The following is a 19,681-nucleotide window of genomic DNA, read 5'->3' as shown; positions in this document are numbered from 1 at the left end:
ACTGGTGCCGGCACAATTCCAGGATCCATGTACCAGGCGTACCGTTCCTGACTTTCGTCAGGTCAATCTGTCAGCGGGGGAAACCGACACCGGGCATCCCTGTCCTCAGCTGGCTCCGGACAGGCCGGACACGCCAGCGTGAGACGCAGGCGGTCGTATTTCCTTTTTTTACATCTTTTCGCAGCACAAAGCCGGTCACATGGCTTTGCTCGACGGCGAGCTGCAGGCGCCGGGATTCCATGAAACTGAGGTCACGCGTTTCGCAGACCGCGGCTGCAACACCCTGGCACTTGAGCGCTTCCTCCATGCCCCACAGCACATCTTTCTGCAGGGGGACATCGACGAAGATCACGCAGTCAGGGTCCAGTCCGAACCGTTTCAATGCAGGCGGATAGATCCGCCCCGTATAACTTACCCATACACAAATTCCTCCTTTTTCCAACAGTACACGGAGTATACCTGCGATGATACCACCGCATGCCGCCGTTTCAACGGGCCGCCCGCTGATGAATTCATGAGTGGCCCCGGTTGGAAAAACCTTATTGGGGAATGCTGCTTCGAGCGGTCCGAGGCCGAAATGATCGGCCTCGCCGCTTGCTGCGGGCTTATAGCCCTCCCGGGACAGGATATCCTGCCTGAGCTTGTCGATGATTGCCTGTTTCTCGCCTGCCATAACAATTCAATTTGGCAATCACAAAACAATGCTAATATTTTTAGTAAATTACTATACTTTTTTACAATTTTTTATCCACCTTTGTTTTTCATGAGAAGTAAGTTTTAATATGAGCCGGAACGATTAAACGAATTGCCGAAATGGATGCGGATTCGGCCTGAACTAATGTAGTTATTTTTATTGTCTTATGGCGATCGAAATCTTAAAATCACTATTCGCGAAGTTAATCTCCGAAAAATTACGGCCGGTGAGTTGCCGGGTACGCCTGAAGCCTGTTTGGGGATCAATAAATATCATTGTGCGATTGACCTTTCGATAATGATCTTCGCTTTGTATATTTAATTATTTGAATTTTAAATAAATTCCTTTGGTTAAGTTTGCTGCTTAACAACTAAACCTATCATAAAGTGAGCAAATTTTCTGAAACCGGCCTTAGGGAAGTAAACACTTCATTTTCAAATGAAATTATTGAAAACGCAAAGTATAGCTGGAAAGCTTTTGTTTCTTCAATTCAGGAATATCCTGATACATACGAGGGCAAGGGAATTGTGATTTGTGCTGGTGGTGTGAAATACATCACTTGCGCATGGGTATTGATTTCAATGTTAAGATATCAGAACTGTAAATTGCCGATAGAGCTTTGGTATGCGGGAAATGAAGTTTCGCAGGAAATGATGATTGAGTTAACCAAATTTGATGTAGAATGCAAAAACATCTATGAATTTGTTAAAGAAGCCAGTGGCGTTGCTATGAAACCCTTGGCTATCCTTTACAGTAAATTCAAGGAAGTTTTGTTTTTAGACGCGGACAATATTACGGCCAATGACCCATCTTATATTTTTGAAGATTCAAATTATAAAAAACATGGAACGATTTTTTGGCCAGACTTTTGGAAAACGCCAAAAAACAACCCCATTTGGGATATACTGGAGGTGCCTTATTTGGAAACTGCTGAACAAGAAAGCGGTCAAATATTAATCAATAAAAGCCTTTGTTGGCGAGAACTGAATCTATGTATCTATTTAAATTTACATTCTCATATTTATTATAAACTGCTGTATGGCGATAAGGATACATTCAAATTTGCATGGCTTGCCTTAAAAACTGAGTATTATATGATAGCAACTGATACTGCAAGTTGTGGATATCAAGGAAAGAATGAAGTATTTAATGGAATTACAATGGTGCAACATGACCCCCTTGGTAACATTCTTTTCTTACACAGGAATTTAATAAAGTGGGATGTTACGTTTAACACAGAAATGTTCTGGGACAAAATTAAAAAGTTCAAGGAGGACTCTACTTCGCGGAAATATTACTTGAGGACCGGAGAAAAGTTCCATATAGCAATTGATATTGATGGAGAAACTGAGTTGCTTGATTTTAGAATAAAATTCCCAAAACTTGAAAAAAAATGTTTGTATTTTTTGAATAAACTTCGAAGATCGGGGTTTTATCAGCGGTTTCTTTTATTTGAATATATGAAAACAAACCGGCTTTCTAATGGCTGATTTAAAAACGAACAGCGATTAGCTCACAATAAGCAATTTACAACTTTACAAAACACTGCAAATCAACGACTTTCTGCAACAGGCAGCCAGGAATGGATCCAATAATGTATCATGGGTACCTCCACTTCGCGTGGTGGCATTTGCCTTATTTCTAAATAATCGTACAAAAAAACCTCTTTCACTAATTTTATCGACTGTCTGGTTCTTTGTTTATGAAAATAGAAAACCTCCCTCATCCTAAACGGTCCGGAATAGTGAGGTGTAGGCATTGAGTCCCTAAAATTATTGGAAAAGATATCCACGATATTGTCTAACAGACAATTAAAAAAAAATTCACCGGGAAGAGCAGAGAAAGCTTCCGGGGCCAATGTTTGATTAATTGGGTCCTGAATTAAAAAGCCCAACGGATTAGAATCACATAAATAGAGGAACCTTTCTTTATTTAATAGTTCAATATCCCAGTCAAAGTAATAGCCTCCAAAATAATGCACTATTGCATACCTGGCTAAATCCGCAACCTCGGCATGATTTCTCGCGTTCTCGATTGCTCCGAGCGTGAAAGCATAATGCTTTTTCATGAAATCCAGGATCTTATTGTCATCCCAAATCATAATTTCAAAACCTACATCGTTTAAGACAGACCATGAATAGATACATTTTTTTATTAGAAAATTAGCCTTAGGCCCGACTATAATATGAATAATCTTTGGTACCATTTTAATAAGAATCAGTTTTATAAAATCAATAAGGTTTCAATTATGTTGCAGAATACCAGGCGATAGCCACTATCTTTTCGTTACATATTTTAAATTGTCAAAAAGCCTTTCGATCAACCGGCGATCATTGGTGATTATTTCAGCCGAACCCTTAGATTCGGCCTTAAAATCGAGTTTCGCCCCATAATTAGTTTTTAGTTGTTTTGGGAAATCAACTAAAACCATGTAAGTTTCCATTTCGTTTTTTTCCGATCTTTCAACGCTTGTTGTTAACGAAATTGATTTCACCCGACCGACGATTGAACCATATTCCATGTACGGATAGTTGTCCAGCTTAATAACAACTTCTTGTCCCCGTTTTACTTTCCCACTTCCCTGTGCAGGTAAAATAAGTTGGCCAAATGCTTTTTCTTCTTTCGGCACAACGGTAAAAACCTCTTCGCCTGTTTGAACAAACTGGTTTTCACTATAAAATTTCAAGAACTGGACTCTTCCTGTAAAAGGGGATTTAAAGACATATTTCTGTTCCCAGCTTTTGATGTTGTCCACCAAGTCATTGTAAGAAGAGATCAATGCAATTCGCAATTCTTTTTCCTTCTCGGGTTTCTGTATGCCCAGCTCCCGTAATTTGCTTTGCGTTTGCTGTAGCGTTTGTTTGGCATTTATCAAGTTATTATAGGCATTCTGCAGTGCATCTTTGCTTGTTAAATAAGTCATTTGAGACTTGTCCATTTCCGATTCGCTAATTACTTTATTGATAAAAAGTATGGAGTCACGTGAATAAAACTTGTGTGAATAGTCGAGGCTTTTTTTCACCATTGTTATACGCTCTAATGCCACCGAAACAGCCTTTTTTTGTTCCCTTTCAAGCTCTTTATAACTTTCTCCCTGTTTATCAAATAACTTGTCGTCCTTATAATTCATAAATTCCTGAAGACTATTTGCAAAAGCATAATACTTCGCGTTAAGTTCGCCCATGGAAAAATTATATGGCAACTCGCTATAGATTTTCCGGATGTCGCCGCTATTAGGATTATAAAATTTCAGTAAACTATCCACGAAGATCACACTTCGGAGATCAGTTGGGTTTTCAATATAGGCTATTACCGAACCCTCCTTAACCCAATCCATTGATTTTATATGGTTTAACTTAATTTTCCCATTACTGTTGGCTATCAATTTCAGGGGCGCTACGTTAGCGTTTATAGTAATCCGACCGACAACAATATCCGGATACCGTACTATCCAGCCAAATACAAACATAAATATGAAAAGAAGCAAAACTATCATACTTACCAAAACGCCAAACCGGGTTGGCATCCGCTCAATGATACTCTGTACTTCTTCTGTACGTTCGTCGGCTTGTTTTAATTTTTCATCTGTCATTGATTCTCTGATAAGGTGGAAGTAAGTGTTTACTCAAATAATGTTTGGCCTTTAATCATAATTGCTAATTCCCGGCAACTGGTATTAATGGACCTGCGTTGTTTTCATTCGTTAAGTCCATTTGAGATTGAACCAGTTGAAAATATCTTTCCTTTCGTTCCATTAAACTATCATGATTGCCTATTTCTACCACCATGCCGCCCTGCATTACAATAATTTGATCGGCTTTTCGGATAGTACTCAACCGATGTGCAACTACGATTACTGTCTTGTCTTTAAAAACATTATCGAGGGCGGTCACAATTTTCTGCTCGTTTATTGTGTCTAAACTGTTCGTAGCTTCGTCAAAAAAAAGATAGTCCGGGTCTTTATAAAGAGCGCGGGCAATCAATATCCGTTGTTTTTGCCCACCGCTGAGTCCTCTTCCCTGCTCCCCCATCATGGTCAAATAACCCAGCGGCAGCTGTTCAATTTCCTGGGCAATATTGGCGGTGTGCAGTGCTTTTTTTAACTTCACATAGTCGACCTTTTCATCGTCTAGTACGATATTGTTTATGATGGTATCATTAAAAATCTTGCCATCCTGCATTACTGCGCCGCATTTATTGCGCCATTGCCTCAGGCTAATGTTATTGATATTCATGTTACCGATCATGATTTCGCCGTAACTCGGTTTATACAAACGAAGCAATAGTTTAAGCAATGTCGATTTTCCACTGCCGCTGTCCCCGACGATGGCTGTAACTTTGCCTTCTGGAATAACAAGTTGTATACCATGAAGAACGATCCTTCCTTTCGGGGTGTATTGGAAAGCCACATTATTGATGGTCAGATTCTTATTCTCAGGTAGATCCACGTTGTTGGTGCCGACATTATCGTGTTCATCCTCCAATTGATGGATTTCGTTCAATCGCAAAAAACTGATTTTGGCAAATTGAAACCCAATGATAAATTGAATAAATTGTACCACCGGGGCATTTAGCAGACCGATGATAAATTGTGTTGATATCATTACACCAAAGGTAATTTCACCATTGATTACTGCTTTGGCACAATAAAAGGTGATAAATAAGTTTTTTAAACTATCTATAAACTGAGCCCCAACGTTCTGAGTATTTGTTATACTCAATACACGCAGGTTAATCTGATATAGTCTGGCTTGTATGTCTTCCCACTTCCAACGCCTGTGTTTTTCGTAATTGTTGATCTTGATATCTTGTATACTATCAATAGTTTCCACCCAGTAGCTTTGATTTTTGCTCACGAGACCAAAATACTCCCAATCCAATTTTTTTCGAACGTTTAGAAAGGCCATAACCCAACCCACGTAAACTAAACTCCCGGTAAGGAAAATATAAAAAATAACGGGATTGTAGATAAACATGATGATACCAAAGACAGCAAAGGTAAATGTGGAGAAAATCATATTTAAGGAATTGGTCATAATAAAACTGCGGATTCTCTCATGATCCTGCGCCCTCTGCAAAATATCACCGGTCATTTTGTTCTCAAAAAAAGTAATAGGCAAACGCATGAGTTTTATTAAATAATCAGATATCAGAGAGATATTGATCCGGCTGGTTACATGTAACAGAATCCAATCCCTGATAATATTGCTTAATAAGATACTTATAATAATTGCCACATTAGCAAGCAGAACAATATTGATAAAATCAATGTCATGGGTCTGTATGCCAACGTCAATTACCGCTTTACTAATGAACGGCAATAGTCCTTGTAAAATGGTGACCAGTAACATAACCACAAACAGGCTTGCAAAACTCTTCCGGTAAGGTTTAAAATAGCTAACGAAATTTTCAAAGGTTTTGCGGCGTTCTATTTTTTCGTTACCCTGGCGCTGATAAAAATCTGCTTGGGGCTCTACCGCCATTAAAATACCTTTATCGCTGCCCGCTTTGACCCATTTATCTGCAAACTCCTGTGCAGTATACTTAATATAACCCTTGGCCGGATCTGATACATGAATTATGCCGTTGAACTTTCTTCCTGATTCTACGCCTCGGCTTTTTCTTTTGAAACGTTTAGCCTCCGCCTTGTATACTACTACAAAGTGACTATCGGCCCAATGGACAATGGCAGGCAAGGGGATTTTTAATAATAGGTCTTCCATATTGCATTTTAAAGAGAGCGTACGAAGACCGATTTCTTCTCCCGCATGGCTTAGGTCAAGAAAAGATATGCCCTCCTTGGTTTGTCCACACTTATCCCGCAGATATTGCAGACTATAAAATTTCCCGTAATGCTTAGCAATCATCTTTAAGCAGGAAGGACCGCAGTCCATGAAGTCCAATTGCCTGTCGTTCGGAAATTTCTTAGGTAACATAGAATTAGTATTCAGGTTAAGGTTAAGTACTACCAAGGTAGTTTTTTTTATAATAATACATTTTAAATTTTGAAAATTAAATATTATTATTTTTCTTTATAGGTAATTATAAACTAACCTTTTACCTTAAAATCAAAAAAATGAAAAAACCGAATCACAAAGGAAAGCTTGCATTTGAAATGTTGGAAAAAGAAATGGAAGGCGTACTCATCCAGGAAATGGAACAACTTAAGGGAGGCGCTGGTCTTGGCGGCCCCAACGATTGTGTGTTTCAATCTATAGGTTTTATAGAGAATAAATCCGTTCAGCAAATCCAGGATGAATATGTAACTTATTACAACCATGCCGTGGATGTTAAATATGGTGCAGCCTCAGGCGCCAGTTTACATATCAGCGGTAACTTTTCGGGCTACCTCGGTGTCCAGGAAGAATTTGTCAGCGGATTTTTCATGCAATATGGATTGCACTCGGGTTATACAAGCACCGCCCCTGTAGGCCAGTACTCTTCAGGCACTCAGGGAATTCTTCTTCTATCAACGTCCGGAAACTCAGGCCATGCAATTGATATTTTAGGCATGGAAAGCTCTGGCACTTATAAAACCTACGATCCCCAAACCTGCACTTTTGGGACCGTGTCTAAGAACGATCCAAGTATATTTGGCACATATGGCAGATAACATTCGCCATATCTACGCCTCATTGGTATAAAATTCCAAATTTCATACGAAATAGATTTTCACCGTCCATAGTAGTTCTATGCAATCTGCATAGAACTACATTTCTCACCCAACTTGAAAAATAGAATATATTGCCTGATATCCGCGTTAACGATACTGTTTTTTACTTCCGTTTCCGCCTTATCACAAACAATTGGCGAAAAATATGACCTTAATTTCAACGATGTTGTCCCCTGCAATCATTCCTGGATATCCTCTAAGTTTAATTGTATTTTTTTTAAGGACGAAACAACCATCGTACAAGGTAAGCCTGCAGTTAAACTCTCATATAAGAATTTTGACCAGGGAAACACTATGCGCTTTAACCTCTCAAAAACGCTTATACTTCCGGTTACCTTAACCGGTGAAACATATGATATTTCTATAGTTTCCAAAGGTGATGTCAGCCAGGATGTTTGGTTTAAGGTCACAGCTCTTGATCAGGATGCTATTGAGAAGCGTTCCTGCGCTATTAAAATAAACAGTAAGTCATGGAAAGAAAACTCCGTTAAGATGATGCTCTCCGATGCTAAAGCCATAAGGATCAGCATTTACTATAATGGTAATAATTCAAACAGTCAGGATATTTGGATCGACAGGATTCTAATAAAAGCCGAAAAAAAAGACATTACGGGTGCCAATTACTTTTCAGATAACCTCAAAGACAGTTTAAGAACGATTAAGAGCCTTGATAAAAAATATATCGTGCCTTTAGCAACCGGGAACGACAGCAGCCTGCTTTCAGAAATAAAAGCGTTTGACGGCAAGCAACTAATTGGTCTGGCAGAAAGTACACACGGTAGCAATACATCGAAGGAAGCAAATTACCAGTTTATAAAAAACCTGATTATCAGTAATCACTGCAGGCTTGTATTATTGGAAATGTCAACAGCGGCAACGCTGTCCTGGAACTTATATGTACAGGGGAAGATATCCAGAGAATACGAAAAATCCATAGAGGATGATATTAGGGCATGTTTTATTGATCATAAATTGTTGATGGACTTCCTTTCATGGTTGAGAAGCTATAACATAAGGTCAAACAATAAGGTCTATATTTCGGGGATCGACAATTCCGATCCAGAGGAAAAAAAGCTTTATCTATTTAACTTTTATTTAACGTTACTTGGAAAGGATAAAGCAGTATGGTATTTAAAAAATACTATTGAAAAAAACTATGGTTCCTTAATAACCCATTCATATTTCGATAAAACGCTGCAAAACATAATGGGCAAAGAAAACTTTGACTGCTATATCTCTTTTTTAAATAATGCCGTAATTTCTCACAAAAGCGAACTTTCTTCTTCTCCTAACAGGGACATTATCATGTTCAAAAGCGTCAAAGGCCTTATGGACAATTGTTTAAAGAAAGACGACAAAGCAGCAATACTGGCGCATAGCGGGCACCTTCAAAATCTTGAACGATTTCCCGGTGATACCACATTAGGGCTTTGTCTCCGGGAATATTATAAGGAAAAATATTTTTCAATCAGCTTCCAAATCGGCACCGGAACCTTTAGCCAGGATGAGTGTGCTATGGATGTTAAAACAGTAACGGATACTTTAAAAAAACCACCTTTTTACAGCTTTGAATATGCTGGACTCAATACAGGGATCCCCTATTTCTATTACCCGGCAAATTATTTGGGCAATGATATCCTAACCTGTGGGTTTATACCAAGAGGCGGCAGATACGAGGATTTGTATAAGTTTTCGCCCTTGCGAAGACAGTTTGATGCTTACGTATTTATTAAGGAAAGTAAGGCAATGGAAAAAATTGAACCCTCGCTTTTAATTTATGGAATGCACTATTTCTATTCAAAAAAAATGGCAATGGACAGTGTAGCAAGGGAAATTGATAATTAATTCTGTAAATATGTTAGAAAATAAATCGACACCAATTAACCTCTATATAATTGATTATTATAAAGAAAAAAAAGATAATGGTTTAAATACTTACGTAGCAGAACTTGGCCGGGCTTTTGAAAAAATAGATGATATTGCTTTAACCTATGTTTGGGTTGAAAGCAATAATCCCGAAGTCAGCGTTGAAAACGGCAATAAAGCAGACCATATTTTTGTCCCCAGGTTTAGGAGGACCGCCGATAATAAGAATCAATCTGATGCATATTTGACAACGGTTTTAGAAAAGCATATCGACGTTAAAGAAAATGTGCTTATCCATTTAAACTGGATTAACCATTGCAGCCTTGCCTGGCATATCAGACAAAAAATAAAATGTAAAATTGTTTTGACCAAACATTGTGTGCCGTGGCGGGACCTGGTCACTGTCAATTACAGGGAGTTTTATCGTTTAGATGACGCGTTCAACAAAAAGAAAAAGGTCCCTTTAAACTTGCTGCAATTACATCAGGAGGAAATTAACTATGAGTTTGTAGACCATATTATAACCGTTACCGATTATGCCAGAGAAAATTTGGAATTATTGTTCAACGTAAAACCTGAAAAAATCACGGTAATATACAATGGCATTGATCTTCAGGTAAGCCAAAGGACGGAAAAGCTGCGTGCTAAATTGCGTCGTCAATACGGCTTTGGACAGCACGAACAAATAGTGATTTTCGCACATGTTCTGCACGCCAGAAAGGGGATTGTAGACCTCGTTAAAATATTTGAAGAGTTTTTGAAAGATAGAAGCGTGCATCAAACGAGGTTAATTATTGCCGGTAATGGCGATGGTACCCGTATCGCGGAAACGGCCAAGCGATATTGGGCAAATATTACATTAACCGGCAATTTATCCAAATCTACATTGTATGATTTCTATCAGTTAGCTGATGTGGGTATAGTCCCAAGTTTTGCAGAGCAGTGCAGTTATACTGCTATCGAAATGATGCGTTTTGGCTTGCCGATTATCGTCAGTGAAGTTGAAGGGCTTAAAGAGATTGTCCCCCGGGACTGCGGTTTAAGAATAAAAGTGGATTTTAAAAAAGACGGGGTAAGCTTAAACAGCAAAGATCTGCGTCAAAAACTCGCTTTCCTTTTGAAAGATAAGGAAGCTGCAAAACAATTATCTGTTGACGCTCGAAAACACGCATCTGAAGCTTTTTCCCTGGAGCAAATGATCAATAATACGCTTGCGGTCTTTCGTGAAGTATCAGCTTCGGAAGTCAGAAAACAACAGGAGCAGCCCATATACATTCCCGAACAAAATACTCCATTCGTTAGTGTTTTAATGCCTTGTTACAATGCCGCTGCATACCTGCAAGCGTGCGTGGATTCTATTCTGAATCAAAGCTATTCCAATTTTGAATTGCTGATAATCGATGACGGCAGTACGGATAATACTTTGGAAATACTTAAAAGCTATTCTGATAAACGGATCAGGCTATTGGTTAACAAGGAAAACAAAGGTATTGCCCACACCCTGAACAAAGGTTTGAAAATAATAAAAGGCAAATATCTGGCCCGTATGGATGCAGATGATATCATGTCGCCTAACAGGCTGGCGTTGCAGGTGAATTTCCTTGAAAAAAATCCCAAATACGGCATGGTCGGGGCTTGGCATGAAATCATCGATGGTTATGGCATGGTTATTAAGCGGTTACAACGCCCGGTGGAGAGCAAACATCTTAAACTACAATTGTATTTTAACAATCCCTTTATACACCCGCTGGTAATGATGCGAACGGAGCTAGCAAAACAATTAAGGTATGATCCCAAATTTCTGCTTTGTGAAGACTATGATTTATGGACAAGAATGAGCGCAGTCACCGAAGTCGCTAATCTTCCGCAATATTTGCTTCAATATCGCGTGCATAATAAAAATATTTCAAGCAGCGATGAAAAAACTATCAAACAAAACGTTCTCAATTTACTATCACGGGAATTAGATAAATTAAATATTTCGTACACGCCCAAAGAATTGGTAATGCATGGTGCCATAAGTTTTAGTTACGGATCAAACTATTTTAATACGCCAGAAAAGGGCAAGTTATTAAGCGACTGGCTGGATAAGGTATTTTCTTCTCCCAAGTTTACGGAAACGTTTAGTCTGGGGCAATTAAACAAATTTAAAAAGGGTATTATACAAAACCAATACGGTTCTCCGATCAAATAGTCATTTATGCGAAATAACTATATTGATCTATATTAACGAAAACTATCGATAATAAGGAAAACGTAGGCAGGTGAAAGATTAATTAACGAGGGTGCATAGCTTTTTGTTTTTACATTCTAGCTTATAAGCGAAGTAAGTTGTTCCGCACAAAAAACTATGTAAGAACTTGTTAGTTTATTATCCATAACCGAATTCCAAAGTTGATTAGCACTATCAAAGAAGTTTCGATCTCCTTCTTTTCTAAGCTAATTAATTGGATTCCCGAGAAGGCGATTGTATATCGCATCCTGACGCGTCCATAGCCGAGCTACGCCCCCGGGTATAAAATGTAAATGTGCCATTTTGGTTATCAGTTAAGCGAAACTCTCTATGTCCGGCTAATGGATGCCTCCAATCCGCTACGGTCCAAACTGGGGTAAATGCCCAATAATCGCTACCTGCTTTTGAATTAACCACTCCGTCGTAATCCATTTGATTATAAAATGTCCTTACAGCTCCAGTTGGGCTGTTACTATTCCGTATTTTCTTGTTGCTGCGCCGGCAACTGTGGCAAAGAACTAGAGGCAAGCTTTAATCAGCGTAGAAAGGCGCTCCGCTTTCATCGGCAATCGCAACAAGTGCCGGATTAGATTACGATTAGCAGATAAACAGGAAACCGGAAATGTTGGCCACCAGCCTATACCATTTCTTCTATACCACTATTAAGGAAAACGGGCGTCGGCAGGCTACTACAGGTCAAAATTCCCCTAAGCATACCCCGCTATTACCAAACACCCCGTACAGTTTGCCTTGAATCCGGTTAAGCCATTCAGCCTATTTTTTGCAAACCCCGCATGTCAGCCCCTGCTTTGCGCAACGTTTACAGTATTTGCAATTCCTGCAGGCCCTGCATGGGTTTGCTCCCTTGCAGGTAGCGAAGCTGCTATTGGAGGTCTTAGCAGGTGAATTAAGGCTTGCTTTACACAATAGCGTTCCGGCAGCCAGGAACAGCATGATAAGTTGTCTTTTCATGATCATTCAGTTTGGGTACCTAAACTTACCAAACCCAACTGATAAATCAAACCTGCGGGCCATATTTGATAAACAGGCACTTAGCTTCCTTAAAATACTTTGGTCAAGCCTGGCTTTTTAAACCCTTATCCGGACTTTTGTGGTCGTGACTTGTGATCACACAAAGACCATACTAAATTAATTAGCAAAAATTCAAATAAAGATCTCCACCTGTCATTTGCTTTCCTACATTTGCCACATGAGAAAACAAGTATTATCAATTACCTTGATAGCCTTATCAGCAGCTTTGATTTCCTGGGGATATAAAGGGCACAGGGCTGTGGCGACCATAGCGCAAAAGCATTTAACGTCCAATACCGCCTATGCAGTTTCCGCTTATTTGAAAGGCGAAAGCATGGCGGATGTGAGTACCTGGGCTGACGATCACCGCAACCCGACAACGGGTAAATGGCACTTTTTAAACCTGCCTTTGGGTCTGAACCACCAGCAATTTGTTGACTTTGTTAATCAGCAAAGCAATGATAATGTTTACGGGGCCATACTTAAGGAGGAAGCTATTTTAAAAGATCAGGCTTCGACACCGGATCAAAAGAACAGCGCCCTTAAATACCTGATCCATTTAGTCGGTGACGCTCATCAACCGATGCATATCAGCCGTGCCGAAGATAAAGGGGGTAACACGATCCAGGTGCGTTTTGACAATGCGGGCACTAATCTGCACAGTTTATGGGACAGCAAATTGATCGAACACGAGGGCTTAAGTGAGGAACAGATCGCAAAACAATATGACTGGGCCAACGAAACGCAAATTAAGAAATGGCAGGCTGACAGCCCGATGGAATGGCTTTGGGAGAGTTACCAGATTAGTTCTGAGCTATACGCTGATGTTAAATCAGGTCAAAATATAGATGACGCTTATTATAAGAAGTATATTCCAACCATACATTTGCGGATTGACCAGGCTGGTATCAGATTGGCCGGGGAGCTGAACAAGTTGTTTAATGATACGAAGGTGAAGATCGTTAAGATGGAGTTGTCAGCTCCCCCTCCTGTACCAAACTCTTCTGCTCAATATCAGAAGATCAGACTTGAAGATGCAAAAAACAACACTGGCAAGGACGTGACCGTTAGCGGAAAGGTATTTAGCGGTAAAGATATCAAGAGCATGGTACTGGTTAATCTCGGCGCAGCTTATCCAAAGCAGTTATTGACAGTGGTGTTAAAGGGAGATGCCAGGCAATTAGCGGGTCAGGTAGATGATCAGACCATTACCGTACAGGGAAAGGTGATTGACTATCAGGGCAAGGCTGAGATCGTTGTTGAGGATGTGCACGCAATAAGTATTGAAAAGTGAGTTGACAAGGCAATAGTCATTGTTAAAGGAAACGCCGGGCTGATTGAGCCCGGCGTTTCTTATTTTATTGCTCCCGGCTCACACGAAAGCTTGCCCCTCATTCACTATTTAATTTTAATTTATCTCAATCCTTATACGTTCTTTGTGCAGAAAAGCCTCGTGCGAAAAACAGCCGGCTAAAAGGATTAAAGTATCGATTGGCTTACACTGAATGCCGATGACTTTCCAAAACTTCACAAGTGATTTACATATCGTTATACAATCGTACCTTCCTGCAATAATCAACCCCAACGATATTTAAATTAGCAGTTAAAATATAAACCCGTAATTTCTGAAGTTCCATTCAACGTATAGGTTTTAGCTGTGTAAACGGCTATTACCTGTAATATTTATAAGCCGGCATTTTAAGCGATTTTAACAATTTGGAGTGATATGAACAATGTCGTTAGCCTAATGACTAATACGCCTTGCAATTCAACAAAGCAGGCAACAGCAGGAACAGCGCGGGATACCCACCGCGGCAAAATCGTGGAGTACATTGTACGCCGTCATCCATCGGGGCTGAGCGAAATTTCACGAAAACTCAACGTCAGCCGGCGGACTTTATATAATTGGTTTGAAAAAGAAGATCTTGACATGAGCGACATTGTTAAAATCGGCTTCGCGATAGGTTACGACTTTTCAAACGAATTTCCCGGGGCTTATGAGCACAGCCATGCGAACTTAAAAGATCAGGCAACAACAGAAGCTGTTCGCGTTGATGGCGGAAACCAGGCTGTATATTACTGGATGGAAAAATATATCAGGCTGATGGAGCAGTACAACGAAATTTTAAGCTGTAAAATGGAAAATCCAAAAAGATGAAAGGATAACAGCAAAGCAGAATGCTGTTTTTTGAGTGGTCGGGTAGCATTAATTGCACAACTTACGGGTATAAAGCTGTATCGCCAGGTATTATAAAGCTATAAATAGAGGTCAGAAAAGTGTTAATTAGGTTTATTAACAGATGCAAATTGGTTATATTCGGGAATAGCAACCGCTGATCAAGCGTATATTAAGTTTTGGCAATGAGGAGAGTGTTTTTATACCTTTTCTTCCTTATCTTCACTACGCCGGCGCTGGCCCAGACCAGTGACTTGGATGAATTGCCTTTGCCCGTATTAAGAGAAAAACTTTCAACCAGCAAAAACGATACGAATAAGGTACAGGTACAACTTGCATTGGGGCATTTAATGTTTTTCAAGGCGATAAAGGGTGAAAAAGATATCGACTCAGCTAAGAGATTCGCAGCCGATGCAGCCGCGCTAAGCCGGAAACTTAATTATCATTTCGGAATAATCAACGCAATGCTGCTTGATGTTGAAACATTTTATGAGCGGAATGACATGGAAAAAGGGTTAAAAATCGCTCAGAAAGCACTTGAATTCGCGGAAAAACATCATAATAGCGACGGACAAGCCAGATCATATCACTTGATCGCTAAATACTATCCGGTGTCTGAACCTGCTGCGTTACAGAACAGAATATTCTACATTGACAAAGCAATAGCCATATTTAGAAAAAACCATAATAATCTCTGGCTTTCCTACTTGCTTACAGCAAATGCAGATTTGCTGTTTCAGGCAGAACGGAGAACGGAAGGACTTAGGCTGCTTTTTGAAGCTTTGAACCTGGGAAAAGGGGTCAGCCGTAGGACTATCGAGGGAATCTATTGGTACATAGGAAGGATATCCTATAAATCTGGCGATTACAAAAACGCTCTAAAGTACAATTTATTAGCACTGAAAACAGCGAAGGAAGTAAATGACACGACCATGCAAGTAAGTATCATTAATCATTATATCGCGGCCTCTTATATCAAAATGCAGGATTACCAAAGAGCAATTCCGCATTCCGTTGCGGTATTGGATATGGCGAAGCGCTATAACGAACCAGATTTTATCAATTTAGAATCTCCTGCGCTTGCACAGGAGTACACACATACTAATCAACTTCAAAAAGCGCTTGCTCTGCTTAATGATTTAAAAAGCCGGGCCTATAGCGATCTCGACAAATTAACGGTGTACACCCAGTTTCTGAACAGCCTCACCTATGCAAAAAGTCTCACGCAGGCCGGGCATTATGCACATGAAATCAGGGAGCTGCTGAAAAGGGTCGCGCCACATAATGTGACAGAACTTATGAACGCGTATAATGCGCTTGCTGTCTATTATGCAGAGACTGGCCAGGCAAATCAGGCATATCATTACACAGATTTATATTCTGCTATGGCCCGTAAGCTGAATTTTATTTCTGGGATAAGAACGGCCGAACGCAGATTTTATAAATTGATTACTTCAAAAGGTGATTTGAAGTCTGCGATCGGCCACTTCCTAAAAGAGCAAGAAATGAAGGATTCCATTGATAATATTGCCAAAGCTTATCAGATATCGCTATTACAAATTGAAAATGAAGCACTCGCAAAAAACAAACACATCGACTCACTAACAAAGGAAGGGCAATTACGCGATATTACGCTTAAGCATAACCAATTGATAAAAAAAGTAGCACTTACTGGATGTGTCATGCTCTTAGTTATTACGGGATTGATCTACAGCCGTTATCGGTTAAAACAAAAAAGCAACGCTTTATTACTCTTACAGAAATCAGAGATCGACCAGCAAAATATTTCCCTTAAAAACCTGGTATCCGATAAAAATCAACTTCTTGGCGAAAAAGACCTACTCTTAAAAGAAGTGAACCACCGTGTAAAGAACAACCTCCAGATTGTCATGAGCCTATTGGCGTCCCAATCCGTGTATATCTCTATCGAGAACGCACAACAGGCCATTTTAGAAAGCCAAAACCGGGTGCGATCCATCGCACTGATCCATGATCAGTTGTATAAAACAGATAATATTACAGAAATTAATCTTCCATTATATATTAAGGAGTTGATTGATTCGTTGGACGAATCCTTAAATCACAGTGTTAACAAGATCATAATAACATGTGAAGTAGATGAAATCACACTTGACGTATCCCAGGCCATATCGGTCGGCATCATTTTGAATGAAATGGTTACCAATGCTCTCAAATACGCATTCCCAAATGATCAGGGTGGCGCGATTAGAATCTTCGTTAAACAAGAAGGAGAATTTATTGTAGCACGGGTCAGTGATAATGGGGTGGGGTTACCTGCAAATTTTACGCTGTCGGAAACAAATACGCTGGGAATTGCGCTTTTAGAAGGTCTGACTGCACAACTTGAAGGTTCTTTTGACGTCGAAAATAAAAATGGCCTGACTGTTTCTTTTAAATTTCCAATGAGAATCGCACAGATGCAGGCTCAACTCCTGAACAAATAAATTATATAATAAAAACGTTAGTGTACCAGGCAGCGGAATATCTGATCAGGATTACATTTCCCGATTTGATCATCTTTTACCAAAGATACCCGGTGTAATTGCATTATGGATGTTCCATCACAACCTATTTATTATCCGGCTGCCGCTATAGAAAACATAGCTCAAAGCCAAATACAGGAACGTAGTCTCATTATATTTGCTGAACGTCTGCTGCCTTAAGAAGGCATGAATCAAAAGACAAAATTTGCTGATCTTTTGCGCGGTGCCGGTATGAGTTTGCTATACGGAAATCAAGAAGGAATATAAACAATTTACACACAGGCATTTGTGGATAAATAAGCTTTTATAAAGAGCATTCAACAACGCTCATTGCTATCAGTTTAAATTTGTACATCTGATAAAATAACCCCGAAAAAAGCTACAAAGCAGATGTCGATGTTTCCGATTATAATAAAGATTAATTAAAAGACTATTTAGTCTAAACTCAAGTATGCTATCGGGATGAAGAAACGCATCACCATATTCCAACGAAAAACACATCGTTGATTTACGTTTATCAGGGCGTAAAAAATAATGTGGTATATCTAAATGGTAAACTATCAACTGAATCATCGGCAAAAATAGGCTGTGTAGACTTAACCAAGGTGCTAACAGACGGTTAAAGGCTTGAAATAAATTGCCTGCAGATGAACCGAAATTGGCTTAATCATACAGATCCTTAAAAGAAGCCAGGACGTTTTTTCAACCTCGCCGTGACGTTATCAAAAAATATTTTCGGGAATTTTGCCTGCCTAACTAACAAAGGAAATTCCCGCTCAGACCCTGAAAGCCAATTCCGCAACACACAGATTGCAGCGCGTTAATAAGTATTCTAATAACTGATATCAATTAGGTGATTAGTATCAAAATCACACGCAGCTTAAATTTGAAACATTATCCGAGGTTTATAAATTGTCGATTAACCAACTGTTTATACGTTGTCTGTCATGGTAGTGTAATCACAAATAAAATACAAAGAAATGATTGCCGAAATCGAAATAAGAGGCGAAAACCAGCTATCAAGTGCTCATCAGCTTGGCAAAATTTATGCGAAAGAATTTCTGCTGTCTGCAATAAGCGGGAATGCTCCTTGAAACTTTGGAAGTCCAAATTTTAATCGCAAAGATTATTTTTCGAAACCCGATATAAGCAATTATTCTCAGCTTGGATGAGCTTGCGGAACGAATACGAATATTCGGGCGCTATGCAGTATTAAGATAAAATTTAAGATCCATTTTACAGATCTATTTGTAGTCAAACATGAGAAAAACGGTGGAATAGGTTTATTAAGAACCTCACGGCCGATTATCAAAGCTTCATCATTGATTTAACGTGAAGGACGTTAATCTTTGAAGATGGCTAAAAATGATTCTGCACGTCGATGATCCAGTACCAATTAAAGACCATCAACATGCCGATATTATTCCGAAAAATAGCAAACGGCTCACACAAACAAACATTTATGAATAATCAAGATTTACACCAGATCAACCGCCGGAAATTTATCAGTACAGCGAGTCTAATCGCCGCCGGAACTTTGATATGTCCGAAGTCAATTTTTGCCCAACAGCAAAATCCCGTGGTAGCTATTACAACTGCCGCGAAAACTGCAAAAATCACAGTAAACAAATTACGAGGAAATATTTCTATGCTTGAGGGTTCAGGCGGAAATATTGGGGTATCATCCGGCGCAGACGGAAAACTGCTGGTAGACACAGGAATCGCAGGCTCTCAGGCAAATATTCAGCGTGCCTTAAACAGCATAAGCAGTCATCCGATCAAATATGTCATCAACAGCCACTGGCATTTTGATCACGCCGATGGAAATGAATGGCTCCACAGAGCAGGCGCAACTATAATTGCTCAGAATATCACTAAAAAGCATTTATCTCAGACAACCCGAGTTGAAGATTGGGATTTTACTTTTCCCCCGCATTCTGCTGCCGGTTTGCCATCCATAATTTATGAAAACGAACACCATCTGCAATTCAACGGTGAAAAGGTGTCTGTTAAAACCTATCCGCATGCTCATACCGACGGTGACAGCTCGATATTTTTTGCCAACGCAAACATTTTACACACTGCGGACACCTTTTGGAATGGCTACTATCCGTTTATTGATTATTCCACCGGCGGAAATATAAGTGGCATGATTGCTGCGACTAAGATCAATATAGACCGGACAACCAATGAAACGCTTATCATTCCCGGACACGGCCCGGTGGCCAAAAAACAACAGCTAATTGAATTTTATGATATGCTTACTACCATATTTTCAAAAATTCAAAACTTAAAAAGACAGGGAAAGCCCCTTTCTGAAGTTTTAGCGTTAAAGCCAACGGCTGCATTTGATGCAAAATTTGGCGGTTTTGCCATAAACGGACAATTTTTCACACGTCTCGTTTATAAGGGGGCTTAAAATCGCTCTGGATTGATGATCCATGATAAACTGCACGCCATAATCGTAATTGCCTTTTGCGTTGGCAACTTTTCGTTGTAGTTA

The 19,681-nt window shown here is 39.6% G+C and carries 13 protein-coding genes; 9 read left to right on the top strand and 4 right to left on the bottom strand.

Annotation, left to right across the window (positions count from 1 at the left end; genetic code table 11):
* Positions 1 to 70: 70 nt before the first annotated feature.
* Positions 71 to 673: an ImuA family protein gene (locus AC59JO_RS25055; RefSeq protein WP_497308867.1), complete on the bottom strand. Its 603-nt coding sequence runs from the start codon at positions 671 to 673 to the stop codon at positions 71 to 73.
* Between the two features lie 407 nt (positions 674 to 1,080).
* Here AC59JO_RS25055 and AC59JO_RS25050 point away from each other — a divergent pair, with 407 nt between their 5' ends.
* Positions 1,081 to 2,184 (top strand): alpha-mannosyltransferase, encoded by a 1,104-nt coding sequence (locus tag AC59JO_RS25050; protein ID WP_497308865.1) that lies wholly within the window; start codon positions 1,081 to 1,083, stop codon positions 2,182 to 2,184.
* A 62-nt stretch (positions 2,185 to 2,246) separates the two neighbouring features.
* Here the strand turns inward: AC59JO_RS25050 and AC59JO_RS25045 are convergent, their stop codons facing one another.
* The 3 genes from AC59JO_RS25045 to AC59JO_RS25035 form a co-directional block, all read right to left on the bottom strand.
* Positions 2,247 to 2,900, bottom strand: a complete 654-nt coding sequence (locus tag AC59JO_RS25045; protein WP_497308863.1) for a glycosyltransferase — start codon at positions 2,898 to 2,900, stop codon at positions 2,247 to 2,249.
* A gap of 69 nt (positions 2,901 to 2,969) precedes the next feature.
* Positions 2,970 to 4,286 carry an HlyD family secretion protein gene (locus AC59JO_RS25040; RefSeq protein WP_497308861.1) on the bottom strand — a complete coding sequence of 439 codons (1,317 nt, stop codon included), beginning with the start codon at positions 4,284 to 4,286 and terminating at the stop codon, positions 2,970 to 2,972.
* Between the two features lie 64 nt (positions 4,287 to 4,350).
* Positions 4,351 to 6,630 carry a peptidase domain-containing ABC transporter gene (locus AC59JO_RS25035; protein WP_497308859.1) on the bottom strand — a complete coding sequence of 760 codons (2,280 nt, stop codon included), beginning with the start codon at positions 6,628 to 6,630 and terminating at the stop codon, positions 4,351 to 4,353.
* A gap of 140 nt (positions 6,631 to 6,770) precedes the next feature.
* On the opposite strand from AC59JO_RS25035, the gene AC59JO_RS25030 reads away from it, so the two are divergent.
* The 8 genes from AC59JO_RS25030 to AC59JO_RS24995 all read left to right on the top strand — a co-directional run bounded on the left by AC59JO_RS25030 (position 6,771) and on the right by AC59JO_RS24995 (position 19,597).
* The gene (locus tag AC59JO_RS25030; RefSeq protein ID WP_109610994.1) at positions 6,771 to 7,307 is read left to right on the top strand and encodes a hypothetical protein; all 537 of its coding nucleotides are present in this window, start codon (positions 6,771 to 6,773) and stop codon (positions 7,305 to 7,307) included.
* A 114-nt stretch (positions 7,308 to 7,421) separates the two neighbouring features.
* Positions 7,422 to 9,212: an erythromycin esterase family protein gene (locus AC59JO_RS25025; RefSeq protein ID WP_497308857.1), complete on the top strand. Its 1,791-nt coding sequence runs from the start codon at positions 7,422 to 7,424 to the stop codon at positions 9,210 to 9,212.
* Positions 9,213 to 9,222: 10 nt separating this feature from the next.
* The gene (locus AC59JO_RS25020; RefSeq protein ID WP_497308855.1) at positions 9,223 to 11,427 is read left to right on the top strand and encodes a glycosyltransferase; all 2,205 of its coding nucleotides are present in this window, start codon (positions 9,223 to 9,225) and stop codon (positions 11,425 to 11,427) included.
* Positions 11,428 to 12,295: 868 nt separating this feature from the next.
* Entirely contained in the window at positions 12,296 to 12,559 is a 264-nt protein-coding gene (locus AC59JO_RS25015; RefSeq protein WP_497308853.1) for a hypothetical protein, read from the top strand.
* Between the two features lie 117 nt (positions 12,560 to 12,676).
* The gene (locus AC59JO_RS25010; protein ID WP_497308851.1) at positions 12,677 to 13,792 is read left to right on the top strand and encodes a S1/P1 nuclease; all 1,116 of its coding nucleotides are present in this window, start codon (positions 12,677 to 12,679) and stop codon (positions 13,790 to 13,792) included.
* A gap of 453 nt (positions 13,793 to 14,245) precedes the next feature.
* The gene (locus tag AC59JO_RS25005) at positions 14,246 to 14,656 is read left to right on the top strand and encodes a helix-turn-helix domain-containing protein (protein ID WP_497308849.1); all 411 of its coding nucleotides are present in this window, start codon (positions 14,246 to 14,248) and stop codon (positions 14,654 to 14,656) included.
* 203 nt (positions 14,657 to 14,859) lie between these two features.
* A complete protein-coding gene (locus AC59JO_RS25000; protein WP_497308847.1) occupies positions 14,860 to 17,139 on the top strand; it encodes a tetratricopeptide repeat-containing sensor histidine kinase in 2,280 nt (759 codons plus the stop codon).
* A gap of 1,501 nt (positions 17,140 to 18,640) precedes the next feature.
* The gene (locus tag AC59JO_RS24995) at positions 18,641 to 19,597 is read left to right on the top strand and encodes an MBL fold metallo-hydrolase (protein WP_497308845.1); all 957 of its coding nucleotides are present in this window, start codon (positions 18,641 to 18,643) and stop codon (positions 19,595 to 19,597) included.
* Positions 19,598 to 19,681: the final 84 nt, after the last annotated feature.

The organism is Mucilaginibacter sp. A5337, assembly GCF_059690695.1.
This window is presented reverse-complemented; position numbering and strand designations above follow the sequence as displayed.